The sequence below is a fragment of the Enterobacter cloacae complex sp. IR5412 genome (assembly GCF_049237385.1).
Taxonomy (GTDB): Bacteria; Pseudomonadota; Gammaproteobacteria; order Enterobacterales; family Enterobacteriaceae; genus Enterobacter; species Enterobacter intestinihominis.
In genome coordinates, this window is sequence record NZ_JBMKHQ010000015.1 from 41,876 (window position 1) to 63,488 (window position 21,613).

Annotated in this window: 22 protein-coding genes and 2 pseudogenes; 13 read left to right on the forward strand and 11 right to left on the reverse strand. The window is 48.6% G+C overall.

Going from position 1 to position 21,613, the window contains the following annotated elements; translation table 11 throughout:
* The first annotated feature begins 30 nt into the window (after positions 1-30).
* The gene (locus ACOTX2_RS20735; RefSeq protein ID WP_063148312.1) at positions 31-744 is read left to right on the forward strand and encodes a hypothetical protein; all 714 of its coding nucleotides are present in this window, start codon (positions 31-33) and stop codon (positions 742-744) included.
* Here the strand turns inward: ACOTX2_RS20735 and ACOTX2_RS20740 are convergent.
* Genes ACOTX2_RS20740 through ACOTX2_RS20755 form a run of 4 tightly spaced genes read right to left on the reverse strand, consistent with a single transcriptional unit; the run spans position 737 to position 3,479 of the window.
* Positions 737-1,006, reverse strand: coding sequence for a VRR-NUC domain-containing protein (locus ACOTX2_RS20740; RefSeq protein ID WP_063148313.1), 270 nt, complete (start codon positions 1,004-1,006; stop codon positions 737-739). The two genes, ACOTX2_RS20735 and ACOTX2_RS20740, sit on opposite strands and share 8 nt — an antisense overlap.
* A complete protein-coding gene (locus ACOTX2_RS20745) occupies positions 1,006-1,200 on the reverse strand; it encodes a hypothetical protein (protein WP_057781064.1) in 195 nt (64 codons plus the stop codon). Before ACOTX2_RS20745 ends, ACOTX2_RS20740 begins: the two co-directional genes overlap by 1 nt.
* The gene (locus ACOTX2_RS20750; protein ID WP_058685317.1) at positions 1,193-1,411 is read right to left on the reverse strand and encodes an ANR family transcriptional regulator; all 219 of its coding nucleotides are present in this window, start codon (positions 1,409-1,411) and stop codon (positions 1,193-1,195) included. Before ACOTX2_RS20750 ends, ACOTX2_RS20745 begins: the two co-directional genes overlap by 8 nt.
* Before the next feature lie 4 nt (positions 1,412-1,415).
* Entirely contained in the window at positions 1,416-3,479 is a 2,064-nt protein-coding gene (locus tag ACOTX2_RS20755; RefSeq protein ID WP_063148314.1) for a DNA polymerase, read from the reverse strand.
* Positions 3,480-3,501: 22 nt separating this feature from the next.
* Between ACOTX2_RS20755 and ACOTX2_RS20760 the strand changes: the two genes are divergently transcribed.
* Entirely contained in the window at positions 3,502-4,026 is a 525-nt protein-coding gene (locus ACOTX2_RS20760; RefSeq protein WP_063148315.1) for a hypothetical protein, read from the forward strand.
* Between the two features lie 44 nt (positions 4,027-4,070).
* Here ACOTX2_RS20760 and ACOTX2_RS20765 read toward each other — a convergent pair whose 3' ends face one another.
* Positions 4,071-4,613, reverse strand: coding sequence for a DUF2815 family protein (locus tag ACOTX2_RS20765; protein WP_063148316.1), 543 nt, complete (start codon positions 4,611-4,613; stop codon positions 4,071-4,073).
* 14 nt (positions 4,614-4,627) lie between these two features.
* Positions 4,628-5,080, reverse strand: a pseudogene (locus ACOTX2_RS20770) (DUF2800 domain-containing protein); the annotation flags it as partial.
* A gap of 13 nt (positions 5,081-5,093) precedes the next feature.
* Here ACOTX2_RS20770 and ACOTX2_RS20775 point away from each other — a divergent pair.
* From ACOTX2_RS20775 to ACOTX2_RS20790, 4 genes and pseudogenes are all read left to right on the forward strand, one after another.
* A pseudogene (locus ACOTX2_RS20775) lies at positions 5,094-7,957 on the forward strand (hypothetical protein).
* 64 nt (positions 7,958-8,021) lie between these two features.
* On the forward strand, positions 8,022-8,363 hold the full coding sequence (locus tag ACOTX2_RS20780) for a hypothetical protein (protein ID WP_063148317.1): 342 nt from the start codon (positions 8,022-8,024) through the stop codon (positions 8,361-8,363).
* Positions 8,360-9,970: a phage terminase large subunit gene (gene terL / locus ACOTX2_RS20785; RefSeq protein WP_063148318.1), complete on the forward strand. Its 1,611-nt coding sequence runs from the start codon at positions 8,360-8,362 to the stop codon at positions 9,968-9,970. The genes ACOTX2_RS20780 and terL overlap by 4 nt, the downstream gene beginning before the upstream one ends.
* Before the next feature lie 20 nt (positions 9,971-9,990).
* A complete protein-coding gene (locus ACOTX2_RS20790; RefSeq protein ID WP_421625965.1) occupies positions 9,991-12,279 on the forward strand; it encodes a phage tail fiber protein in 2,289 nt (762 codons plus the stop codon).
* A 29-nt stretch (positions 12,280-12,308) separates the two neighbouring features.
* On the opposite strand, the gene ACOTX2_RS20795 is transcribed toward ACOTX2_RS20790, so the two are convergent.
* The 3 genes from ACOTX2_RS20795 to ACOTX2_RS20805 are packed head-to-tail and all read right to left on the reverse strand — an operon-like array spanning position 12,309 to position 15,087.
* Positions 12,309-13,790, reverse strand: coding sequence for a hypothetical protein (locus ACOTX2_RS20795; RefSeq protein WP_063148320.1), 1,482 nt, complete (start codon positions 13,788-13,790; stop codon positions 12,309-12,311).
* Entirely contained in the window at positions 13,787-14,728 is a 942-nt protein-coding gene (locus tag ACOTX2_RS20800) for a glycosyltransferase family 2 protein (protein WP_023295989.1), read from the reverse strand. Before ACOTX2_RS20800 ends, ACOTX2_RS20795 begins: the two co-directional genes overlap by 4 nt.
* A complete protein-coding gene (locus ACOTX2_RS20805; protein ID WP_063148321.1) occupies positions 14,725-15,087 on the reverse strand; it encodes a GtrA family protein in 363 nt (120 codons plus the stop codon). Before ACOTX2_RS20805 ends, ACOTX2_RS20800 begins: the two co-directional genes overlap by 4 nt.
* Before the next feature lie 149 nt (positions 15,088-15,236).
* Here ACOTX2_RS20805 and ACOTX2_RS20810 point away from each other — a divergent pair, with 149 nt between their 5' ends.
* The 3 genes from ACOTX2_RS20810 to ACOTX2_RS20820 are packed head-to-tail and all read left to right on the forward strand — an operon-like array spanning position 15,237 to position 16,313.
* On the forward strand, positions 15,237-15,461 hold the full coding sequence (locus tag ACOTX2_RS20810; RefSeq protein WP_038415426.1) for a class II holin family protein: 225 nt from the start codon (positions 15,237-15,239) through the stop codon (positions 15,459-15,461).
* The gene (locus ACOTX2_RS20815; protein WP_063148322.1) at positions 15,448-15,987 is read left to right on the forward strand and encodes a lysozyme; all 540 of its coding nucleotides are present in this window, start codon (positions 15,448-15,450) and stop codon (positions 15,985-15,987) included. The genes ACOTX2_RS20810 and ACOTX2_RS20815 overlap by 14 nt, the downstream gene beginning before the upstream one ends.
* Positions 15,984-16,313 carry a hypothetical protein gene (locus tag ACOTX2_RS20820; RefSeq protein WP_063148323.1) on the forward strand — a complete coding sequence of 110 codons (330 nt, stop codon included), beginning with the start codon at positions 15,984-15,986 and terminating at the stop codon, positions 16,311-16,313. Before ACOTX2_RS20815 ends, ACOTX2_RS20820 begins: the two co-directional genes overlap by 4 nt.
* 597 nt (positions 16,314-16,910) lie before the next feature.
* On the opposite strand, the gene ACOTX2_RS20825 is transcribed toward ACOTX2_RS20820, so the two are convergent.
* Both ACOTX2_RS20825 and ACOTX2_RS20830 read right to left on the reverse strand, forming a co-directional pair.
* On the reverse strand, positions 16,911-17,399 hold the full coding sequence (locus tag ACOTX2_RS20825) for a hypothetical protein (protein WP_038418009.1): 489 nt from the start codon (positions 17,397-17,399) through the stop codon (positions 16,911-16,913).
* Complete coding sequence (locus ACOTX2_RS20830; protein ID WP_022647175.1) at positions 17,392-18,249, reverse strand: winged helix-turn-helix domain-containing protein; 858 nt, start codon at positions 18,247-18,249, stop codon at positions 17,392-17,394. The genes ACOTX2_RS20825 and ACOTX2_RS20830 overlap by 8 nt, the downstream gene beginning before the upstream one ends.
* A gap of 421 nt (positions 18,250-18,670) precedes the next feature.
* Here ACOTX2_RS20830 and ACOTX2_RS20835 point away from each other — a divergent pair, with 421 nt between their 5' ends.
* The 4 genes from ACOTX2_RS20835 to ACOTX2_RS20850 all read left to right on the forward strand — a co-directional run bounded on the left by ACOTX2_RS20835 (position 18,671) and on the right by ACOTX2_RS20850 (position 21,593).
* Positions 18,671-19,450: an EAL domain-containing protein gene (locus tag ACOTX2_RS20835; protein WP_022647176.1), complete on the forward strand. Its 780-nt coding sequence runs from the start codon at positions 18,671-18,673 to the stop codon at positions 19,448-19,450.
* 13 nt (positions 19,451-19,463) lie between these two features.
* Positions 19,464-20,051 carry a hypothetical protein gene (locus tag ACOTX2_RS20840; protein ID WP_022647177.1) on the forward strand — a complete coding sequence of 196 codons (588 nt, stop codon included), beginning with the start codon at positions 19,464-19,466 and terminating at the stop codon, positions 20,049-20,051.
* Positions 20,052-20,267: 216 nt separating this feature from the next.
* Positions 20,268-20,816, forward strand: a complete 549-nt coding sequence (locus ACOTX2_RS20845; RefSeq protein WP_022647178.1) for a fimbrial protein — start codon at positions 20,268-20,270, stop codon at positions 20,814-20,816.
* Between the two features lie 63 nt (positions 20,817-20,879).
* Positions 20,880-21,593, forward strand: a complete 714-nt coding sequence (locus ACOTX2_RS20850) for a fimbrial biogenesis chaperone (RefSeq protein WP_063148324.1) — start codon at positions 20,880-20,882, stop codon at positions 21,591-21,593.
* Positions 21,594-21,613: the final 20 nt, after the last annotated feature.

Sequence of the window (21,613 nt, forward strand, 5' to 3'; positions counted from 1 at the left end):
ATTACCATTCCCCATTAGATTGTATTTGCCATGGAAGAATTAAAGAAAGCATTAAAAGGTAATTTCCCATTAGTAGCTATTTTGACATCGGTAGGGTATTTGGTATCTTATTTTTATCAGTTGTCGATAGCTAACTACTATGGATACCCAGAGGAGTATATAGCGTTCGATCTCGATGTTTTATTGCGAACTTTTGCTTATTTCTTTGCTCTTGCGCTTATTATCTTTGCACCTATGCTGCTATACCCTTCATCTATGAGTAAAGGGTGGTTGGTATTAATATTTGGGATTATTTTAATATCATTGTATCTAAGGGTTTTTTCTGCCGTTAACCCCTTTTCTTTCTTCAATGATAAAAAAGCAATCGGCATGAGTACCATATTTGGTTACGCAACAGTACCCATATTGTCTTTTTATATTATTCTTTCCTACTTCGATGATATTAAGCATCCCAAGTCTGGTGTTTTTGTATTGGTTGTTTCTGCTTTTCTTCTTAATACAGGACCTAACCTTATAGGTTCCTTTTCGTCGTACGCTAAATCACAGTACTTTCAATTAAAACAAGATGAAAAATACGTGTTATTAAGCTCAAATGGCGGGCGTATGATCTTTGGTTCTTGCGATTCCTCTGGCGTTAGTTTTTTACTTAAAGACGTTTCGTCAGTAGGTGAGTTGACTTCTATTAAATCAAAAGAACAGTTAAATAAAATTCGTGATTGTTTTTTCAATCGCGATTTCAAATAATTCCCTCCAGATTTTTGCTATCCAGTACTACCACGGTAAAGCCCAGCGCGCGCAGCCTTTCGTGTTCGCGCAGCTGGTCGGAGCGCGGTGGTTTGCCTGGTGCTTTGCATTCGACAAAGACGAGACGGCCGCCGGGGAGCAGGACAATACGATCTGGTACCGAGCGGCGACCGGGTGACACGAACTTAAAGGCTACCCCGCCAGCCTTTCTCACTTCGGCGACGAGGTGCTTTTCGATAAGGCTTTCACGTTCATAGGCCATTATTTTTCACCTTCCTGCTTTTTGCGTTTCTTCATGCAGGTAGCGCAGTTCTCAGGGTGTTCATGCCATTCATCAATCCTGATGCCAGTGAACATCCATTTACCACATAGTGATATGGCTTCCCCCGAATTAAAGAAATGCGCTTTTTTCGACAGAGCGGGAAAACCCCACCCCTTATTGTCAATGTTAGGCATCGTCCACCGCCTTACGCTTTTCGCGCATGTTCTGCATCAGGCAAAAATCAGACCGGCGTTCGCTCCAGTCCTGATTAAGTTCGTTACGTGATTCGCGGTTGGCTTTGGACCAGACCTTTGCCGCCCGGTCATATTCGCCGGACTGCTCAAGGCGCAAAGCCTCCCGCGCAGTCCGGTAATAAAGCGGACTGTCCCGATATTTAAATGACATAGGGTTAATCCTTACGGTAGTGATACGCCTCGAAGCCGCCAGCGTTCAGCGGGATGTCGGGCGCCCATTCGGGGTTAGTGGAGAGCAGCGCGGAGAGCGCTTTATCGTTGAAATCGTCAGTGTCCGGCGCTTCGGTGATCACCTCATCGTGTACCGTCAGCACAATGCTGTAACCGGCATCCTCGATCAGCGGCATGTTTCCGGCCAAAACGTCGCGGGCGGCCGCCTGAGTGACGTTTTCCACCAGCTTTCCGCCGTAGGTTTTGAGCCGCTGCCATTTGCGCGAGTAGGAGTTAACGCCCTGGTAGGTGATATTCCCTTTCTCGATGGACGGAGACGGGTAGCACAGTGCGCGCCCGGATGGCAGCTGTATGCGCAGCCATGCACCATCACGGCGGACTTTCAGATAGCCGCAGTACAGCGTCTTTTTCGGTGTAGCGATGGCGGTGCGGACGGTGCGCTCAAGCTCGTACCAGAAATCGCAGGTCGCGGGATGCGCCCGGCGCCAGAGACGTTTGAGCGAGTCACATGCGATGAATACACGCTCTGACAGGCCAAAGGTCGATTTACGTTTAACCGATTCGTCGTACCAGCTTTTCGCCTCGCGGATGACATCACGGGGGATATTCGGCAGCGCGGCGTTCGCAAGCTCGTCGAGGTCGAGACCGTAGACCAGGGCGAAGGTAAGAAATGCCGCAACACCCCCGCCGAAGCCGAGGCCCAGCTCCATCACCTTGCCGATTTGGCGCTGGTATTTATCAACATCGTCCGGCGAGATATTGAAGGCGCGGGCGTAGGCCAGTTTATACAGGTCCGGTCCGGTCCCCTCGTCATACTCCCGGAATGCGTCCAGCTTCCACTGCTCGCCGGCAAGCCAGGCCAGTTTTCGCCCCTCGATATTCGACAGGTCGCTAACCACCAGCTTTTTGCCCGCGGGGGCCATGATGCAGCCGCGCAGCGCCGAGCTGGTCAGCTCCATGATGTTATCGAAAAGCAGATCGGCGCATCCGGCTTTCAGCGCCTCGATACCCTCGTCTATCTGGTCCTGCTCAAGTGAAGGGCGGGGCAGATTCTGGGGCTGGAACAACCGCCCGGCCCAGCGTCCTGTTCGCGATGCGCCGCAGAACTGCAGCGTGCCGCGCAGACGCCCGTCGCTGCTTACACCCTTCATCAGCGATTTGTACTTGCTGGTGCTGGTGGTGCTGGCCTGCAGGCGAATAGCCAGCAGCTCTTTCACCGCCGACGGCAAATCAGGATCCGCCATACGGCGCCCCAGCGTGCTGCGCTGCATGTCGGGCAGCTCTACGCCGTAGGATTCAACAATGTGCTTAATCAGCGCATCGCGCTGCGTGGCCGCCTGCACTTCGCCGTCGGTCATCACCTGCGTGCGTTTCGCCAGGCGTTTTTGCTCGAGGTCTACCGCCTCGATCGCCGCCTGCGCCAGCTGCACATCCATGCAGACGCCGCGGTCGTTGATTTGCTGGTCACGATGCCAGAGCGCCAGCTCTGCGCCCCGATAATTCCACTTCGGCAGGCGCTTATGTACTTCACGCATGGCCTCAATATCCAGCCCGGCGTAAGCAACAAAGCGCCGCCATTCTTCCGGGTGGGTTTTGCTGGTGGCCCGGCGCAGTTTGCTGTTCTTCGGGCGTGGCTTACAGAACAGCTGGATAAGCGCTTTACCTTCTTTGTCCTTCGCCTTGTCCTGCGGGACGCCCAGAACCTCGCAGAGCGCACCCAGCGCGCCGGGGAGGCCGTGCGCCAGTGCCTGCACCATCGTGTCGCGCCAGCGTGTTACATCAGGGACCAGCCGCGGTATTGCATGGCGCACCACCGTGCGGTCAAAGTGCGAATTATGGAAATAAAGCAGGGTGTCGGGGTCGGCGATAGCCTTCTGAAGCCTGCCGGGGACAGGTTCGCCAGCAGTCAGATCCCAGACGCTAACCGGCTCGTCGCCGATGGCCCAGGCAAACAGCATCACCTCGACACCTTCCGCATAAGCGTGCGTGCCGTTCGTGATTGGTTTTTCGCAATAGGTTTCCAGGTCACCCCATAGTATATTATGCATAAGTATCCTTCGGAGTTACACAATGGAATTAACAATCCCAATTTCAACGATATTAACCGCAGCATTAGGTTTTTTAGGTGTGTACATAATTATGCCTATAGCTTTGATTGTTAGAGATCAATTAATAATAATTTATATAGAAAAATGTATTCTTACGCCTAAATTTTGGGCTTTCATACATGAGCTAACTATAGAAAAGGCGTATTATAATGTGATATATACTAAAAAATATGAAGTTAGGGCGCCTGAAGGTTTTGAGCATATTGAGGAGAAAAGAACTTATTTTATTGACGATGTAGAAGTTAGTTTGAAAACTTTCAGCGATTTTTTAAGTAACCAAAAGAATTATGTTGATAAAATTGCCAAAAAAGAACCTAAGGCATTAGCTAAAACTAATTTAATGAAATGGATAAGTAAGCATTTCAAAATGGAAGCTAAATTTGTAGATGTTGTAGATGACTATGTCAAACATGTTTATGATTTGACCGTTTCCGATATTAAAAACAAAAAGAAAGATGTTATTTATTCAGACGTAAATCCAAACTAAACACAGCCCCGAAACTAGATTTTAGGGCTGTGTTAGTATTCAAATCAGCTCGCCGCGTCTGCGCCTTCGCTGATATCGTCGAAGTCATCCGGCGCGGCCACACCGCCGCCAGCGAACGCGTCACCGTCTCGCAGGAACTGGACGCCACCCAGCGATGCGTTAACGCGTTTGCCGAAGTTGTTGTCCTGCGCCCAGATGTCGATCACCGCGTTGACATAGCAACCGGCGTAAGGACGGCCATCAGCCTGGATGAGTGGAGAACGGTCGCGATCAATGACCGCCGGACGTGCTTTGTTGGGAGCGTTCAGGAAGAAGTTGCCCGGGAAGCCTTCGTATTCGGCTTTTTCGTCACCGTCGTGCAGACAGAGGTTGAGCTTTTTCTCCAGCTGGCCGTAAATGGTTTCCCACTTCTCGCCCCATTTTTCCTTCGCTACCTGTTTCAGCGCTTTGCGGATTTCTTCCAGTTGTGGATGTTTCGGAACCATCAGGAAAACAGCAGAGAAGCGCGGGTCGCCTTCGCCGTTCACGGTTTTTGCTTCGAACAGAGCAGGGAAGGCCAGGCGGACGTTGTTCAGTTTAATTTTCATGGGTATTTCCTTAATCAGATGAGGTCAGCGGCGAGCGCATCGTCGGACACGTCGTCGAAATCGTTAACAGGGTTGAGATTGAGCGCCGGGCGCGGGTCGGATTCGGGGGCGACGGTGGGCTTACCGTCAGCGCGGGTGATCAGCGCTTCGACTTTCGTCCAGCGGCGAGGGCTGGCCTTTTTGATGAGCTTCTCGGCTTTGGTCGGGCTAATCAGCTTAAGGTCGAAAACCTCCTCAGTTTTATAACGGAACTGGTCTTTCAGCAGCGCGCGGGCGGCTTCTTCATCACACCAGGCACGATTACCCTGTTTGCCAGTAACCAGCTTAAAGCCCGGTACCGGATGCCCGGCGTTCAGCTCACTGTTCACCCGGTCGCGCACAGCCTTTAGCCACGATTCAATAAAATCGGCCTGGCTGTATACCTCTGCCAGCTGTTCGGCGGTCAGCAGTGGCACACGCTTATACGCCACTCCTGAAGAACTGAATAACGGATTCACTCCGGCGGGTAACGTCCTGGCGGCACCCTTCGGGTTTGATGTCCCTCTGCCTGAAGGTACCAACCCAGCACCTCAGCAGGATGAGCCGTCTGTGTGGGGCGCAGCATTTCGCCAGAATAACCTGCTGGGTCAGATGTTCCGCCCTGCGAAGCAGTTTGAGCCGGTAGACGGGTACAATCCGTATGTTGATAAAAACGAGCTGCACGGTTATGAACAATGGGGATCCACTTTTGCCGACTCCCGCTCGCCGGAAGAAACTGCCTGGCTGAAACAGCAGATCGACGACGAAAACGAGGACCGTCGGGTACTTTCCGAGGCTGGCGGGGAGGGGGTTCTCGCCAGCATTGCCGCCGGGGTTGTAGACCCGGTTACAGTGGCTTCGATGTTTATCCCCGGCGCTCAGGGGGGCGCTGTGGCCCGTATTGCGTCACAGGCTGCAATCGGTGCAGCTGCAACAGCAGCGAGCGAGGTTGCGCTGAATAACCAGCAGATTACCCGTACGTGGGGGGAAAGCGCTTCCCACGTCGCCGCCGGTGCGTTGATGAGCGGTGTATTTGCGGCTGCCGGTGCTGCGCTTTCGCCCTCTGTTCGCACAGCGGCCACGCGTGAAGTGGCTGACGCGCTCGATAATATGAGTATCACGTCAGCGACGGACACGGCTGCCGCCTCACTCCCGGAAGGGGGCAGCGTCGGCGCGGCGCGAATCAGTGAAGCCACGCTCGAGGATCTCACCCCGGCAGCTGGCGGACCGGTCGGTAAACTGGCACGTAAGGCAGGGAGCTATCTGACACCGTTTACCCGGCTGATGGAGTCTCCGTCGAAAACCTCCCGCCGTACGGCGCTGGAGCTGGCAGAGAATAACTACACACTGCAGGGCAATGCCCGCGGAATTGAGACACCTATTGCGGCGGAAACCCGTGTTCGCGGGTGGCGTCGTGAAGAAGCCGCTGTCGTGGTGACCAACAAGCAGGCCTACAGCCAGTATAAAGCCGCCGGGGCGACCTGAGCTTTTCCCAGTTCCGCGAGGAAGTTGGTAACGCTATGCGCAGCGGCGATGTGCATGCTAACCCGGTGGTGCAGGAAGCGGCGCAGGCAATGCGCACCGTTGTTAACCGGGTTAAAGTGGCGCAGCAAAAGCTTGGCCTGCTGCCACCTGACGAGAAGCTAAAAGCCATCGGGCAGGAGAGTTATTTCCCGCGCGTCTACAAAGTCGGCAAGATCGTTAACGAGCGCGATAAATTTCGCGACATGCTGGTCGACTGGTGGTCGCGCGGTGAGAAAACCATGTCCCGCGAAGAGGCTGAAATTACTGCTGACGCCACGATCAATAAAATCGTCGGCGCAAAAATCCCGCAGGATTTCGCAAACGTCTTTATGGTGAAAGCGGCAGGCAGCACCCGGTCGCGTACGCTCAGCGTTCCCGATCGCCTGATGAAAGATTATCTGGAGAGCGACGCCAATTATGTGCTGCAGCGTCACATCCGCGAGGCGTCGGCAGAGGTGGAGCTGACGCGCGCATTTGGTAACAAATCGCTGGAAAAACAGCTCAAGGATATTCAGGACGAATACGACGCGCTGATGCGTCAGAATCCCAAAGACCAGGCGAAGCTAGCGAAAGCCCGCGATAACGATATCCGCGATATTACCGCGCTACGCGACAGCCTGGCGGGCACCTACGGCATGCCGGACGATCCCTCATCATTTTTCGTACGTGCCGGTGCGTTCCTGCGCAGCGCTAACTTTGTTACCAAACTGGGCGGAATGACCGTTTCCGCTATTCCTGATCTCGCGCGCGGTGTGATGGTTAACGGCTTTGGCAACACAATGCGCGGTTACTCAGCGCTGATCACCCGCTCTCCTGCATTTAAGGCCAGTCGCGCAGAGCAGTTAAAAATGGCCGTCGGGCTGGAAACAATCCTGCATACCCGTGCGCGTACGATGGGTGACCTTGTGGACAGTTCCGCCCGTACAACGGCAGTGGAAGCGGGTAGGGAGCGTGTTACCGATGCGTTCGGCAAGCTCACACTGATGGGCCACTTCGACGACATGAACAAATCGGTGAACGGTATGATCACGTCCGACGGCATTCTCTCAGGCTCGTTCGCCGGCCGCCGCCTGGCTAAGCTCGGCATTAACGACAATATGGCCGCGCGTATCCGCAGCGAGTTCGAAAAACACGGTGAGGTAATCAACGGCTGGCACATCGGTAATTTTGAAAAATGGGACGATCAGCACGTTGCTGGTGTCTTCCAGTCGGCGGTGCTGAAAGATGTGAACAATACCGTTATAACCCCTGGGATCGGCGATACACCACTGTGGGCCAGTACGCCGCTGGGAAAAACCATCTTCCAGTTTAAATCGTTCGCTACCGCATCCTATAACCGCGCCACCCTGGGCGGTCTGCAGGAGGGGACGGGGCAGTTTTATTACGGTACCGCTTTTCAGATTGGGCTCGGCGCGCTGACGTACGCGCTTAAACAGTCTGCAAACGGTAAGGAGGTAGACTGGTCTCCGAATAAGCTGGTGCTGGAAGGTGTTGACCGATCCGGTATTCTCGGCCCGCTGATGGAGTATAACAATATGGCGGAAAAAGCATCCGGCGGTATGGTGGGGCTGGGTGCTTTGCTCGGTACCGGCACACAGTCACGTTATGCAAGTCGCGGTTTTATCGGCTCTGCGCTGGGCCCAACGTTTGGCCTGCTCGATACCATCACAGATGTTACGGCTGGCGTGCTCAATGGCGATGCAGGCGACCGGGTACTGCACAATGTGCGTACGCTTCTGCCGGGTAACAATCTGTTCTGGATAGCGCCGCTGATAAATCAGGTTGATCCCGGCATGCGATAATCGGTCGGGATTCCGACCTTAAACCCGCGTCATCATAGCCCTGTATTCACTACGGGGCTTTTTTATGCATCAGGATTACAAAACACGCCTTACCGCGCTAACCGATAAACTCACCGATGTGGTGCTTGAAGAAGCCGATCCGGATAACTGGCCGGGGGCAGGTAAAAAACCGAGTGAACTGACCAAAGACGAACGCGGCGACCGCGACTGGGATAAGAAGAATGCAGCTGCATCGCTGACGCTCTTGATTAAGGTGCATTCACTTATCGGCATGCAGACGCGAGGCGGTACACCGTCGGATAATCCCGGAAAGGATGACGAAGCCTTTGAACTGGGCCAGCAGGTTTCAAAAGCAGAGCGAGAGGCGGCCGCAATTATTGAGCGCCTGCAGAAAGGGAAAAAATGATTTCGTTCCTCGCCTTCTTTTTAATGTGGGCGGAGCGAATGAACTGGGACGTTCCGGACTGCCACTATCAGGCCTGCCACTGGCTGGAGCATCGCGGAAACCTCGCGGTGCTTCGCTGTTTCCGTGGTTTCGGTAAATCAACGATCCTTGCGGTCTACAACGCCTGGCGATACTACTGCGAGCGTCAGTACCGCATTCTTCACCAGTCGGAATCAGACGGCACCGCGTATAAAACCAGCCGCGATACGCAGAACGTTCTGCGCAACCATCCGTTGACCAAAGGCATGCTGCCGGACGGGCAGGGGACAGTTGAGCAGTGGTGGGTCAACGGCGCGCTGGATTTACGTAACGGCAGCATGTACGCCAAAGGCATCTTGTCTAACGTAACCTCGGCCCGAGCTAACGAATGTCAGAACGATGACGTTGAGGTCCCCCGTAATATCCAGACGCCTGAGGCACGCGAAAAACTGCGCTATCGCCTAGGCGAGCAGACACACATTCTTATCCCAGGCGGCCGAAAGCTCTACATCGGTACACCGCACACGCATGACAGCCTTTATGATGAGGTCGAGTCTATGGGCGCAGACTGTCTTACCATCCGGCTGTTTGAGAAAGAAAAACGCGTTGAAGCGAAAGACGCCACGCAGCTGCGCTACGAATTATCTTTCAGGCCAGAGTACGTTTTCGCGGGCATCCATAAAGCGGCGCGGCTCTTGGTCGAGGATGTCGATTATAAAATTACGGCCGGCGGTGTTGAGTTTGCCACCGCGCCCGATACCGTTATCGACTTCTACGCGGATTGCGCTTGGCCTGAGCGATTCACTCGCGAGGAAATGGAGAATCGACGTAAAGAAACTCGCACGGTTAACGAGTGGGATAGCCAGTATCAGCTGCACAGTAAACCCGTTGGCGACGTTCGTCTCGATCCTGACCGTATCCGTGAGTACAACATCCATCCGCAGATCCGCTATGCGAACCGTACGGCCTCGCTCTGGCTGGGTAACGTGCAAATCGTTGGCGCTGTCGCCTGGTGGGATGTGGCCACAGGTAAAGTTAAAGCCGATGCTTCGGCGTTCTCGCTGATGCTGACTGATGCCAGAGGGCACCTGTACTGGCACATCTGCAAGGAACTTACGGGGGAACTCGCGGAATTTGACGATAACGACAAAATCACTGGCGGGCAGGTCGCACAGATCAAAGAGCTTGTACTCAAATATCAGATCCCGGTTGTGTGCGTTGAGGTGAACGGCCCCGGCAGTTTCGCGGGTAAATTGCTGCGTCAGGCGCTCAAGGGTACCGGGTGCGGCGTGCGCGAAGAATTCAGCATTACCAACAAGCAGAAACGCATCCTCGATGCATTCGAAGCGCCTCTGTCGTCGCGGTTCTTATGGGCGCATACCGATGTACTGGACGGCCCTGTCTATGACCAGATGCGTGATTTTAATCCGGCTCTGACCAACCAGCCGGATGACTTTATCGATTCTGGTGCCGGCGCAATCAGTCAGACACCAGTACGTATCGGGAAAGTGGTCGGGATTCCGACCGGGCATGCGCGCGAAGATTGGCAGTTAAGTGACGGAGATCATCTGGTCGACGTCGATTACTAACCTGCCAGAGGTTTCGCATCATGTCGGTACCCAACCAGACTCCCTATATTATTTATAACGCCAACGGTCTGACGACTGTTTTCCCCTTCGAGTTCTATATCATCAATGCCGGTGATATTCAGGTATCAATCAACGGTACTGTCGTTACCAGCGGATATTCCGTATCAGGAGTCGGTAACGTCGGCGGGGGTGACGTGGTTTTCGTTACTCCACCTGCAAGCGGTGCAGTGGTCATGCTGGAACGTGTTGTTCCTACCTACCGGTTAACGGATTACCAGGACAACGGCGATCTGTTGGCCGACACAGTGAATAAGGATTTCGACCGCCTCTGGATGGCAATACAGCGTGCCTTTATTTATCTCGGGCTAGCGCTGCGACGTCCGCTATTTGGTGGTCCGTTCAACGCAGAAGGTTATAGGATCGCGAATCTCGGTGACCCGATAAATGCGCAGGATGCAGCGACCAGGAACTATGTCGATAATGTCAGCCTGGTGCGTACGCTGCGTGTTCCTGAGTCTTCAGTCTCCATTCTGCCGCCTGCTGATCAGCGCGCAAACAAGCTTCTGGCGTTTAACGCTGCAGGGCAACCAATCGTCGTTCTGCCAGCTTCTGGTTCGGCGTCCGATGTAATGATAGAACTGGCTAAACCCGATGGCGAAAAGTACATCGGGGAGTGTCCAGACATTGCTACGCTACGGACAATCGAGCCATCTTTCGACAAGCAGCGTATTACGGTTAAAGGGCATACTGCCGGTACGGGATACGGTGGTGGACAGTTCAGAGCGGTACTTGCTGGTTCAGGCTACACCGACAATAACGGTACGGTTATCAAAACATCAGGTGGGGCTGCCTGGCTCCGGATGAATGTTGGGTACATTTCTCCGTATATGTTCGGTGCGCTCCCAAGAGTTGATGCTACTACTCCTACGGCGCATACAGCAATTAACGCAGCAATAGCAGCTGCCATTTCACAAAATACAATTATTGATGGATTAGGCGCAACATTTAACATTAATGCTGGATGCTTCGTAAATAACACCTCATCAGTGATCTTACAAAACTTTGGAATTGTTGTTACTAATCCAGAAAGTTTCAATGATGCAGTTTTGAGGGTGAGAAATGCGGACCATATTGTTCGGCGTATACGTATTGAAGGAAGCAACGGCGCAACAGTTCTTGGAATTAATGTGGAATCTACAGCACTCGGCACAGTTGTTGAGAGTTGTAGAATTGTGAATACCGGACGCACAGCTATCTACAGCACCGCTTCTCGTGTTGTTGCACGAAACAATGTCATAGATAGTTGCGGGCTGCTCGGCATAGGTAATTACCGCTGTAGCATCTGGTTCAACGAGAACGAACATGCCGTTATGGAGGGTAATATTTGCACCCATTGCGCATGGGGTATTTTGATGAGGAACCAGATTGGAACATCTCAAGGTTACTTTAATACCATGCGTAACAACATTGTTGTTTCCGCCTCTGGCACAGATTCTTCCTGTCAAGGGATATCTGCATCTGCGCAGCTCCATTTAAGCACCACCGATAACGTTGTGCGTGGATTTCCAAATAATGCGATAGATCATCAAAACTGTTTTGGTATGATTATCACTGGGAATCAAATCCACCAGTGTAATGATGGCGTGTTTATAGGTGACCGTTCTTGTGGGCGCATTATTATCTCTAATAATAATATTGAGGCATGTGTTACTGGTGTGAGATATTACAACCCAGTAAACTCAGCTCCCGATTATCAGAACCAAACATTTGCAGATGTACAAATCACAAATAATGTTATCTACACCTCTACGCTTCGTGCAATTCATGTAACGATGGCAGGAACCACTAGCGCCAACTTTATGACTAATGTCAACGGTAATATAGTTGATGGGAACGGCTCAGCAGGTCTTGGTATTGTTATGGATACCGTGACATTTGGCAGTGTTAGCCAGAACCAGGTACGAAGAGTTAGAGGTCATGGTATTGACTTAATATCTTGTGAGGGGCTGCGAGTTCTGGGTAATAGCATCTTAGATGCCGGGTATGCCACGACTGCTACATATAACGGAATCAATCTAAGTAATTGTTACCGTTGCAATGCATCAGATAACTATGTAGTCGGGGCGACAATGATTTATGCTGTGGTACTTGGTACTTGGTACTTGGTACTTGGTACTTGGTACTTGGTACTTGGTGCTGGTGGATATAATATGGCTTATACAAACCATGCAAGGTCAACAACTGGTACAGCGGCCGTTAGTATATCCGGTGGTACTGGGAACGTAGAATCATTGAATATTAAGTCATAATTAATGCGCCCCTAATGGGGCGCAACTATTCAGATTGGCATACCATACTTCGCATTCATTTCTCTGTCCGGCTGGATTTTTATCTCAATGTTACGAGGTATTAATCCATTTGATTTGAGAGTTTCTGATATGGCCTTTCCTCTTGTTACCGGGAATGGCCAGTTGTCATTGTTGTCCCCCTTAGGGACATGCAGTGTCATCGTCCTCTGATTGCTTTCAACAGCTCTCTGAACCTGAACAATCATATCTTGTCCGATAGCATTCGCAACGGAGAAAGGAACGTTTCCGTTGTGAGACTCACGCAAAGAATTTGATTGGTCTGTAGCTTTGTTAATCAAGCAAAGTAAAACTATTGGGGCAATATATTGAACGGTCTTAAAGCGCTCAATGAAGTAACCAAGTCCTATGCTAGCTGCTACTATCAGGTACATGAACGAACCCCACATTGCTACAGGTCGAGTCGCATAGTTAGCGCTAGCCTTTGCGCATACCAGAATAAGGGCTAATGTGGTAATGGCTCCAGAAATCACTGATACCCAGAAAGCGTATCTTTTCCCTTCAGTTGTCTCATCTGATTTTCTTCTTAGCAAGAACACCACGCCGCAAACCAATCCAACAGCCAGCACAACGAAGAAGGTGCGATCTGTTAATTTAAGCAGTGAGTAAAATGCATTGACTGTACCTGAAATATCCAGATGATCTTTTGCCATTCGGTCCGCTCTTCCTCCGTTCATTTCAAAGAGAGCAGAAATAACCCACATCGCCAGAGTAATGCAGTGGAAAGGGTAAGCCTTAATCGTTTCAACAATTTTAAATCTGTTGCTAATGAGGTTCAGAAGAAGTACCACACCACACATTACTGCAAGCACAACACTGGCAAAAATGTTCGAAAATACACATAGGTAAATGGCGAATATCAGCACGCCAGAAAAGATCGCTCTTTCGTAAAAGAAGGGTTTTAATGTTGCCGACATTCTTAAAACGTAAAGTGCCAGCGTGCCGTTTATGAGGGCTGGAACAATATAGTGATAATAACAAGTAAGATTTTGCTCCCATAACAGGTATGGACTGTTGTCATTATTGAGAGTTCTGAACAGGCCAAACATGCACAGTAGGTATAAGATAACCATGACTGAGCTAGTGTATGTTGACAACCCTGCGGTTTCTCTCATCAAAACATAGAATTGATAAAGAAACACCACAACAAGAATCGCAACTAAAACCGCTGTCAAATAGGCGATAGCTTCAAGGAAAGTAAATCCAAGTGGCATTACGACCGATGAGGCAATGTTACCAAAGAGTGGGAAAGCAACCTCAGGCACAACCTTAATTGGATTAAAACCTCCCCACTGTGGATATGCCTGCCTTCCGGAAGAAAGATTGATCCATTCATCACCAGAGATAATTGTCACCGGATGGATAGCAGTAAAAAACACAGCCACTACAGCAAAAACAAAAGTGAATAACACCCACTTTAAATGAGTTTCTTTTTCCAAAGCCTGACTAATCATTTCTCTTCCTTCCGATTATCCTTGAGATCGTTTTTGATGATATAACGAGGTCTTCCCTTAACTTCAACATAAATCCTGCCGATATACTCCCCAAGCACACCTATACCTATCAACTGAACTCCGCCAAGGAAAAGTATTGAGACAAGCATTGATGGATAGCCGCGAACCGGGTTGCCGAATGCTAACGTGTCGACGATCATCCATGCGCCATAGATAAAGGCCATGCCTGCAACGAACAAACCGATATACGTCCACATGCGCAGTGGAAAAGTTGAGAAACTGGTAATGCCCTCTAATGCAAGATTCCACAGCTTCCATCCATTAAACTTAGAATCCCCGGCAACACGTTCTGCGCGGGCATATTCAACAACATCAGTGCGGCCGCCAACCCAGCTCAAAACGCCTTTCATGAAAAGGTTGCGTTCTGGCATAAGTTTGATGTTTTCAACAACCTCGCGAGACATCAGGCGGAAGTCGCCGACGTTTTCCTCAATCTTCGGATTGCTGATTTTGTTGTGTAGCTTATAGAACCACTCTGCAGTTTTTCGTTTTAGTCGTCCATCAGTAGAGCGATCGGAACGTTTAGCGAGGACCATGTCGGCGCCAGCCTGCCATTTCCCGATGAGATGAGGAATGACTTCGATCGGGTCCTGCAGATCAACGTCAATCGGGATAACTGCTTCACCTGTAGCGTGGTCAAGACCGGCGAACAGCGCAGGCTCTTTACCGAAATTGCGGGTGAAGGAAAGAGGAACGACAAGCGGATCGGCCACAGCAAGCGCGTTTATGATTGATTCTGTTGCATCTTTACTGCCGTCATTAATAAAGACAATCTCGACTTCATGCTGTCTTAGCTCTTCAAATTCCCGCACAGTTTTATAGAAGATTGGAATCGCTTCCTCTTCATTAAACACCGGAACGACCAGAGAAATTTTCATTTCGCATCCCTAAAGACAATGAATTTTGAGTAGATGAACCCGGCAACCAGGCTAAAGCCGGAAAATGCTAACAGGGTAACAACGGGAGGAGCGCCAACAGTATCAGCGAGGTAACCCGTCAGGCCTGCCATGGTCCCCATGAATAATACGAACGCGAGATAGCGCCCGGAAGTGGCCTGCGATTTGAACGTCCATTTCGCGTTCGCGAAAAAACTAAACGTTACTGCAATGCAGAATGCCAGAACATTTGCAATCGCCTGGCTGATCCCAAAGAAATAAAGCAGAGCGCCAAAACACAGCCAGTGTAAGGCTGTGTTGAGCACGCCAACGGAAACGTATCTACTAAATAGCTTTAACATTATAAAAATCAGTCAATTCTGAAAGCCAAGAAGTTTAGCACTTGTTGTTAACCTTATCGACCTCCTCTATATGGTCGGGATTCCGACCGACCTGCGCGCTTACCCTCATGCCACGATACGATTTTCCCCACCGGGGGTGAGGCATGAGGATGAATAACGTTTCAGACGTGGCGGCGGGGCTTTCCTACGGCACATCTATTGGCAGTTTTGGCTACTGGCTTTTGCAACTGCTCGATAAAGTCAGTCCCAGCCAGTGGGCTGCAATTGGCGTTCTCGCCAGTATTCTCTTTGGTCTGCTGACTTATCTGACAAACCTTTATTTCAAAATTAAAGACGATCGTCGCAAAGAGGCTCGGGACAATGGCTACCAGTAAGGCTAAGCTCAGCGCCGCTGTTCTGGGGTTGATATTTGCTGGCGCTTCTGCCCCGCAAATTCTCGACCAGTTCCTGAATGAGAAAGAGGGCAACAGCCTCACAGCGTACAAAGACGGCGGCGGGATCTGGACAATTTGCCGTGGCGCCACAATGGTGGATGGTAAACCGGTAGTGCAGGGCATGAAGCTGACGCAGGCGAAATGCGATCAGGTGAACGCCATCGAACGGGATAAGGTTCTTGCGTGGGTGGAGCGCAATATCAAGGTACCACTGACCGAGCCGCAGAAAGCAGGTATTGCTTCGTTCTGCCCTTATAACATCGGGCCCGGTAATTGTTTCCCCTCAACGTTCTATAAGCGCATCAATTCCGGTGACCGCAAAGGTGCATGCGAAGCGATCCGCTGGTGGATTAAAGACGGCGGCCGCGATTGCAGATTGACCAAAGGCCAGAAGAACGGTTGCTATGGTCAGGTCGATCGCCGGGATCAGGAAAGCGCACTGACGTGCTGGGGGATAGACCAGTGACCATTAAAGCAAAGCTGTTAGCGCTGGGCGTTCTGCTGGCGCTTTTCGCTGTTACCTTTTACGCGGGTTATCTGAAAGGCTGGTATGCGCACAGCGACAAGGTAAACAGCGAGCATGCAGCGAAAAACAAAAAAGCGGAGAAAGCCGTCGCCACTAGTGAGCAGAAAGCGGCAGCGGCCAGCGCAGAAGGAAAAGTGATTTACCGGACCATTTACCGAGACGTGGTGAAATATGTTAACGACCCGAATCATACTAAGTGCGATTTTGACGATCACGCTGTGCAGCTGCGCCAGCGAGCCCTCGATGCGGCCAACTCCATCAGCTGATTTGATGCAGGAACCGTGCAGGGGAGCGAGTAAAGCTGGAACAGACAGCGACGAAGACCTGCAGGCGGACATCGAAATAGCGGAATGCCTGCGCCAGTTACGGCTGGATAAATATCGTTGGCAAGCTTGGTACAGGGCTACGGAATAGCCCGTTTTGTTCCTCAATCGGGAGCGAAATCAAAACGGGTATCAATTCGGGTATCTAGGGATTTATTAAAAACTAAACACATTAAATACATGTGGTTATTTGCTGTGTTTTACTCCTATTATCGACACCATTTCAAATTCTCCCGCCATCTCTTTTAGGATTCGTTTGGCTGCAATCTGAAGTTCTATTTAAACGCCTAATCACTTTGGTTTGTCTCCCCGCCTGGTTTGCCATCCGTTCTGTTGTGAACAGGTCGAGAATAACGGTAAGATATGCACAGTGTATTCATCTCAGACATACGTTACGTCGTACCGCAAAGTTATGGAGCAGGACCAGTTGACCGGATTCTGGTTTGAACTCTGCCGTGAGATGTGCATATCACCAACGTTAAGATGGTCGTCCGAAAATCACCTTATTACATTTTGAACCGATTAAAGGGATATAAAATTTTATCTTTTTTTCACACAAATAAATAAAGGAAGAGGAACATCGCCAAAAACAAAGGTATTGAGATATCTTCGAACGGTAAGCCTGTTGTTTTCCAGATCAAACATATCGAAAAGCAGCCCAGAGGCCTCTGTCTCGGTCATGCTGTCCCCGGGGTGAGCTGTTGTCTTCATATCACTCAGGTAAAAATCGCTTTTGTTTCTGCTCAGGACCGTGAATGTTATATCCCGATTAACGAGATGCGTATTGATGGGGGAAGGCTGTCTTGCTGATACCGAAGTACCAAAGATACTGATAATACTTTCAGTACCCGGTCGTATCACCACACTGATGGTTCCATTAAAGAGATACTCTTGATCGCCCGGTGAGTTCATTTGTAAGGTTCCAGAACAGTTAATGTTGCCACTTTTAGTCATGTTACTGATAGTGACAAGGATGCCTGAGAAAAACACAAATAAAGTAATTGTTAATAATTTATATTTTTTATTCATGGCTATATACGCTCTTGCAACTGGATAACTTTTTCTTGTTGCCAGCCTGATAACTGCATCTGCTGATGAATAAACGTCCTGCTTCATCAAAAATCAGGCTGTCTTCCTGCTGAGAGATATAAAAGCTTCCTGGGAGGCAAGGTATTGATTCTCTGGCTATCTTTTCAGTTAAGGTGAGTCTCACGGGGAGCAGTTCATGCGCACTTCTGAAAAACATATATACAGGGCAGCTGTCAATCGTACCGACCTGGTATACCCTGGATACTTTCATCTCATTAGTTTTAAGCTGAATATGATAACAAATAAGTAAGAACATGATTAATGACAATGCATTAAGGCCATGAAACCATACTAATCTTTTACTGTTTTTTGTAATGGAAGTCGTACTGTCCTCTTCAGTGCCTGTATCTGTATTAGTCTCTGTAAGAGACATCCCCTGTTCGACCGTGTCAGCTAGAAAATCATCACTGAATGAACGGGTATCCGGAAGCAACAGGTCTTGTTTTTCTGCTCCGGGTTCGATCATTTTCACTTCTACATCTTTGTTCATCACAAAACCGGTACGTGGAATAGTGATGATGATATCGGCTGTTTCACCAAGTAACTGAAAATTTTTTCTAATCAACGATACATATTGTGTAAGTGTATTGTTGGACGCTTTATAACCGTACTCATCCCATACGCAATTGAGGATTTCTTCACGGGTTAAAGTTGACCCCTGATATCTGATAAACAAAGACAGCAACCTTGAGGCCGTTGCTGGAAGAAGGATCGAGTCATAACTCTTACAGTTAGTTAAAGAACACTGAGCGTCATCATAAACAATATTCTCATTGAAAATATAGAGCATAACCCGTCCTTATCCTTCAGGTCTTACCTGCGGCACTTTTACCTGTATGAAATAGTGAAACTGATTTTGGCGCTGAGTTTAGCATATTAAACATATCTGTCACGCGAATATGATAGTGTTTTGTTATTTACAATAACTATCATATCAAAATTTAGAATTGTCCTTCCGACATGAATGTTTTATATACATTCTGATAGTTCGTAAAACTCTCTCAATGATGAGCCTTATTTCTATATAAAAGAATAAAAAAATTAATATTGCACATATACTCAGATGAATCATCTGATATTTATATATTTTGCAATATATTATATAAAAAATTAGAAGTCAGAGTTATGATTGTTTCATTGCAGACGGACACGCTGAAGCAAACGAAAGTAAGGATAAACACTGCGATACAGATAAAAGAAGGGTATGAAACATGCTGATAATGAATGATACACTTGAAAAGAAATGTTCTTACAATTGTGAAATGGATGTTACGCCTTTCCTTCAGCCTGTTATTAATACTTATGATAACTGTATCGTGGGAGCAGAAATCCTCTGTAGAGTAAAAACAAAAAAAGGATACATACTGAATCAGCTGCATATCGAAGAGCTTGAGGTTCCTGAGCGTGCAGATTTTTATGCAAGAGAGCTTTTATTGAAAACGGCAGAACTGTTAAGGAAAAATGACGGCGCAGGTGAAATTCCATCGGGCTTTGTTTTTTCTCTGAATATCACCTGTGGTCAGATAAGTTCTCAAACTATCAGAAATGCGGTGGTGAGGTTTAAGAGTTATTTCAAAACAGACGTGGTGATCCTGCTTGAGATAGTGGAAAGAAATATTAATGATGCGACCAGTGATATTCTGAATGCAATCACATTCTATAATTCTATCGGAGTGAAGTTCGCTATTGATGATGCTGGGATAAACACTGCTGCAATGAAATTTTTTGGCGTAAGTAATGTTTCAATTCTAAAACTGGATCGCTCGGTTACGCAGATAAAAGAGAACTTTGAACTAATTTACCGGAAGTTAATTGATGGCATCGTAAAGGTATCTTCGCTGTGCGGGGTGCATATTGTTGCGGAAGGAGTGGAAAATCAACATCAAAAAGAAGCTCTGGAAAAGGCTGGCATCATACATATGCAAGGGTATTTTTTTTCACGACCTTTATCCGTAGCTGCTTTTTGTGATTTTATAAAACACTACCGCTGACAGGACGGATACCATGACAGTAAAAAAAACAGTTTTTATCATCTCCGATGATTATTTTTACCTTAATGGGTTGGGGTTTTTATTAAAGAATGAAAATAATCTAAATGTTTTTTGTCATTATGTAGATCAAAACCAGCAGGAATGTTTTTCTGATGGTATTCCTTTTGAAAACTATAATGAAAAAAGCATCATTATACTGGCAGTGGATGACTTGAACCTCATCAGGAATTTCGCTGCGCGTTTTAGAACTAATATTGTCTTTTCTCTGAGAACCCTCGGCAAAAGAGAAATGGCGCTTTGTTATAAAGGTTTTCTGGTAATTAACAGATGCCTTTCATCATGGCGGATGTTAGATGTAATTAAGAAGTACGGGAGGGTAAGTTTTATGCCTGGCATATCTCTTACCCAAAAAGAGGAACAGGTGATTTTCAACTATTTTAACTTAACCGGTGCCCAGTTTAGTTCCTTTAAGTATAAAACTGGGGTTAAGAAAATTAGTCATTATAAACGTTCTGCTTATCAGAAAATGTTGGTTAATGGTGATGGGGAAGCTCATTTTGTAGTGAAAGCATTAAGTGAAATTAGAACAGGGATGCTATAACCGCTGTCCCATGGTTTACCTCTGTTTGTTTATTGCCAAAATTCATTTGTTTGAACAGATGAAGTGCTTAATACTGAAAGTTAATAACTCAACGCTTTATGTTTTTTTGTAGTGCCTGGTGATTTTCACCATTCTAAGTAAGTGGTTTGATAAGGATATTTTCACATCTCCTTATTACAACTCTATCGTGTATAAATATGATCTAAGGATATAGACATGAAAAAAAGTGCTATTGCATTAACGCTGTTTGCTGTTCTGGGTGCAACTGTAAGCTCTGCGAACGCTGCATCGACAGGAACCATTACTTTTAATGGTGAACTGACTGCCACTACCTGTGATGCCGTTGTTGATAACCAGGCTGCGAATGCAACGGTTGTCCTGCCAACAGTAGGAACCAACCAGTTGGTAAATCTGGGTGAGACTGCGGGGCGTACGGGCTTTAATATCGCGCTGACTAACTGCCAGGGTACTCTTAAAACCGCGTCTGCGTTCTTTGAAGCGGGTCCGACCGTGGATTTAGCCAGCGGACATCTTCTGAATAAGGGCGGGTCGGCAACGAATGTCAGCCTGCAGCTGCGTGATGAGTCCTCTGCTACTGGAGATGTCATTGTGGCGGGTAACGGCAATCAGGCTGCCAACACAACTTATGTTGATGTTTCATCCGGCAGTGCAAATCTGCCTTATTCAGTTGAGTATTTTGCTGATGCTGCAACCACTGCCGGGACAGTTATCAGCCAGGTGGTTTACTCCATTCAGTACATGTAATTCAACGTACTTTATTAATCAGGGGGGCTTCGGCCCCCTTTCAGAGAGAGTGGAATTATGCCTATGCAGCGGAAGCATACCTTTTTTTTTATTCAGACACTGAGTTCACTATGCATACTTTTTCTGGTGCTGCTTAGCGCGCCCGTGAAAGCCAGTATTGTTATTACCGGTACCCGGGTGATTTACTCTCAGGGCGAGCGCTCTGTCAGTGTGAAACTTAATAATAATGGTAAATCCCCCGTACTTATCCAGAGCTGGGTTGATGATGGCGTTATGGGCAAATCACCAGATACCAGCACTGCCCCCTTTATTGTGACGCCACCGATAAACCGTGTTGATCCCGGCAAAGGTCAGACACTACAGATCAGTTTTACCGGAAAACAGCTTCCTTCTGATAAAGAGTCAGTATTCTGGCTTAACGTGCTTGAAGTGCCAGCACGTAACAGTGCAAAGAAAGATGATAATTTTTTACAAATCGCTTTTCGTACCCGGATAAAACTTTTTTATCGGCCGCAGGCGCTTCAGGGGAAATCCATTGAAGCTCCGGATAAGCTCGAATGGAAAACCGTAGACGGGAAATTACAGGCCATCAATAAAACGCCCTGGAATGTATCTATTTCTGGCGTAAAAGCGAATGGAAAAAAGACCGAAGGGAAAATGATAGCACCTTTTGATGCTGAGTCGTTTCCGTTGCAGGTAAGGCATGGACAAACGATTCACTTTGACGCCGTCAATGATTATGGCGCAGTCACTGCGAAATCTGCTGCTGTTCAATAACGTCTGTTTGACAGGGAATA

Bases quoted from the DNA above. Each gene is read 5' to 3' on its own strand.
- ACOTX2_RS20735 (WP_063148312.1), top strand. From the start codon at position 31: ATGGAAGAATTAAAGAAAGCATTAAAAGGTAATTTCCCATTAGTAGCT.
- ACOTX2_RS20740 (WP_063148313.1), bottom strand. From the start codon at position 1,006: ATGGCCTATGAACGTGAAAGCCTTATCGAAAAGCACCTCGTCGCCGAA.
- ACOTX2_RS20745 (WP_057781064.1), bottom strand. From the start codon at position 1,200: ATGCCTAACATTGACAATAAGGGGTGGGGTTTTCCCGCTCTGTCGAAA.
- ACOTX2_RS20750 (WP_058685317.1), bottom strand. From the start codon at position 1,411: ATGTCATTTAAATATCGGGACAGTCCGCTTTATTACCGGACTGCGCGG.
- ACOTX2_RS20755 (WP_063148314.1), bottom strand. From the start codon at position 3,479: ATGCATAATATACTATGGGGTGACCTGGAAACCTATTGCGAAAAACCA.
- ACOTX2_RS20760 (WP_063148315.1), top strand. From the start codon at position 3,502: ATGGAATTAACAATCCCAATTTCAACGATATTAACCGCAGCATTAGGT.
- ACOTX2_RS20765 (WP_063148316.1), bottom strand. From the start codon at position 4,613: ATGAAAATTAAACTGAACAACGTCCGCCTGGCCTTCCCTGCTCTGTTC.
- ACOTX2_RS20780 (WP_063148317.1), top strand. From the start codon at position 8,022: ATGCATCAGGATTACAAAACACGCCTTACCGCGCTAACCGATAAACTC.
- terL (WP_063148318.1), top strand. From the start codon at position 8,360: ATGATTTCGTTCCTCGCCTTCTTTTTAATGTGGGCGGAGCGAATGAAC.
- ACOTX2_RS20790 (WP_421625965.1), top strand. From the start codon at position 9,991: ATGTCGGTACCCAACCAGACTCCCTATATTATTTATAACGCCAACGGT.
- ACOTX2_RS20795 (WP_063148320.1), bottom strand. From the start codon at position 13,790: ATGATTAGTCAGGCTTTGGAAAAAGAAACTCATTTAAAGTGGGTGTTA.
- ACOTX2_RS20800 (WP_023295989.1), bottom strand. From the start codon at position 14,728: ATGAAAATTTCTCTGGTCGTTCCGGTGTTTAATGAAGAGGAAGCGATT.
- ACOTX2_RS20805 (WP_063148321.1), bottom strand. From the start codon at position 15,087: ATGTTAAAGCTATTTAGTAGATACGTTTCCGTTGGCGTGCTCAACACA.
- ACOTX2_RS20810 (WP_038415426.1), top strand. From the start codon at position 15,237: ATGAATAACGTTTCAGACGTGGCGGCGGGGCTTTCCTACGGCACATCT.
- ACOTX2_RS20815 (WP_063148322.1), top strand. From the start codon at position 15,448: ATGGCTACCAGTAAGGCTAAGCTCAGCGCCGCTGTTCTGGGGTTGATA.
- ACOTX2_RS20825 (WP_038418009.1), bottom strand. From the start codon at position 17,399: ATGAATAAAAAATATAAATTATTAACAATTACTTTATTTGTGTTTTTC.
- ACOTX2_RS20830 (WP_022647175.1), bottom strand. From the start codon at position 18,249: ATGCTCTATATTTTCAATGAGAATATTGTTTATGATGACGCTCAGTGT.
- ACOTX2_RS20835 (WP_022647176.1), top strand. From the start codon at position 18,671: ATGCTGATAATGAATGATACACTTGAAAAGAAATGTTCTTACAATTGT.
- ACOTX2_RS20840 (WP_022647177.1), top strand. From the start codon at position 19,464: ATGACAGTAAAAAAAACAGTTTTTATCATCTCCGATGATTATTTTTAC.
- ACOTX2_RS20845 (WP_022647178.1), top strand. From the start codon at position 20,268: ATGAAAAAAAGTGCTATTGCATTAACGCTGTTTGCTGTTCTGGGTGCA.
- ACOTX2_RS20850 (WP_063148324.1), top strand. From the start codon at position 20,880: ATGCAGCGGAAGCATACCTTTTTTTTTATTCAGACACTGAGTTCACTA.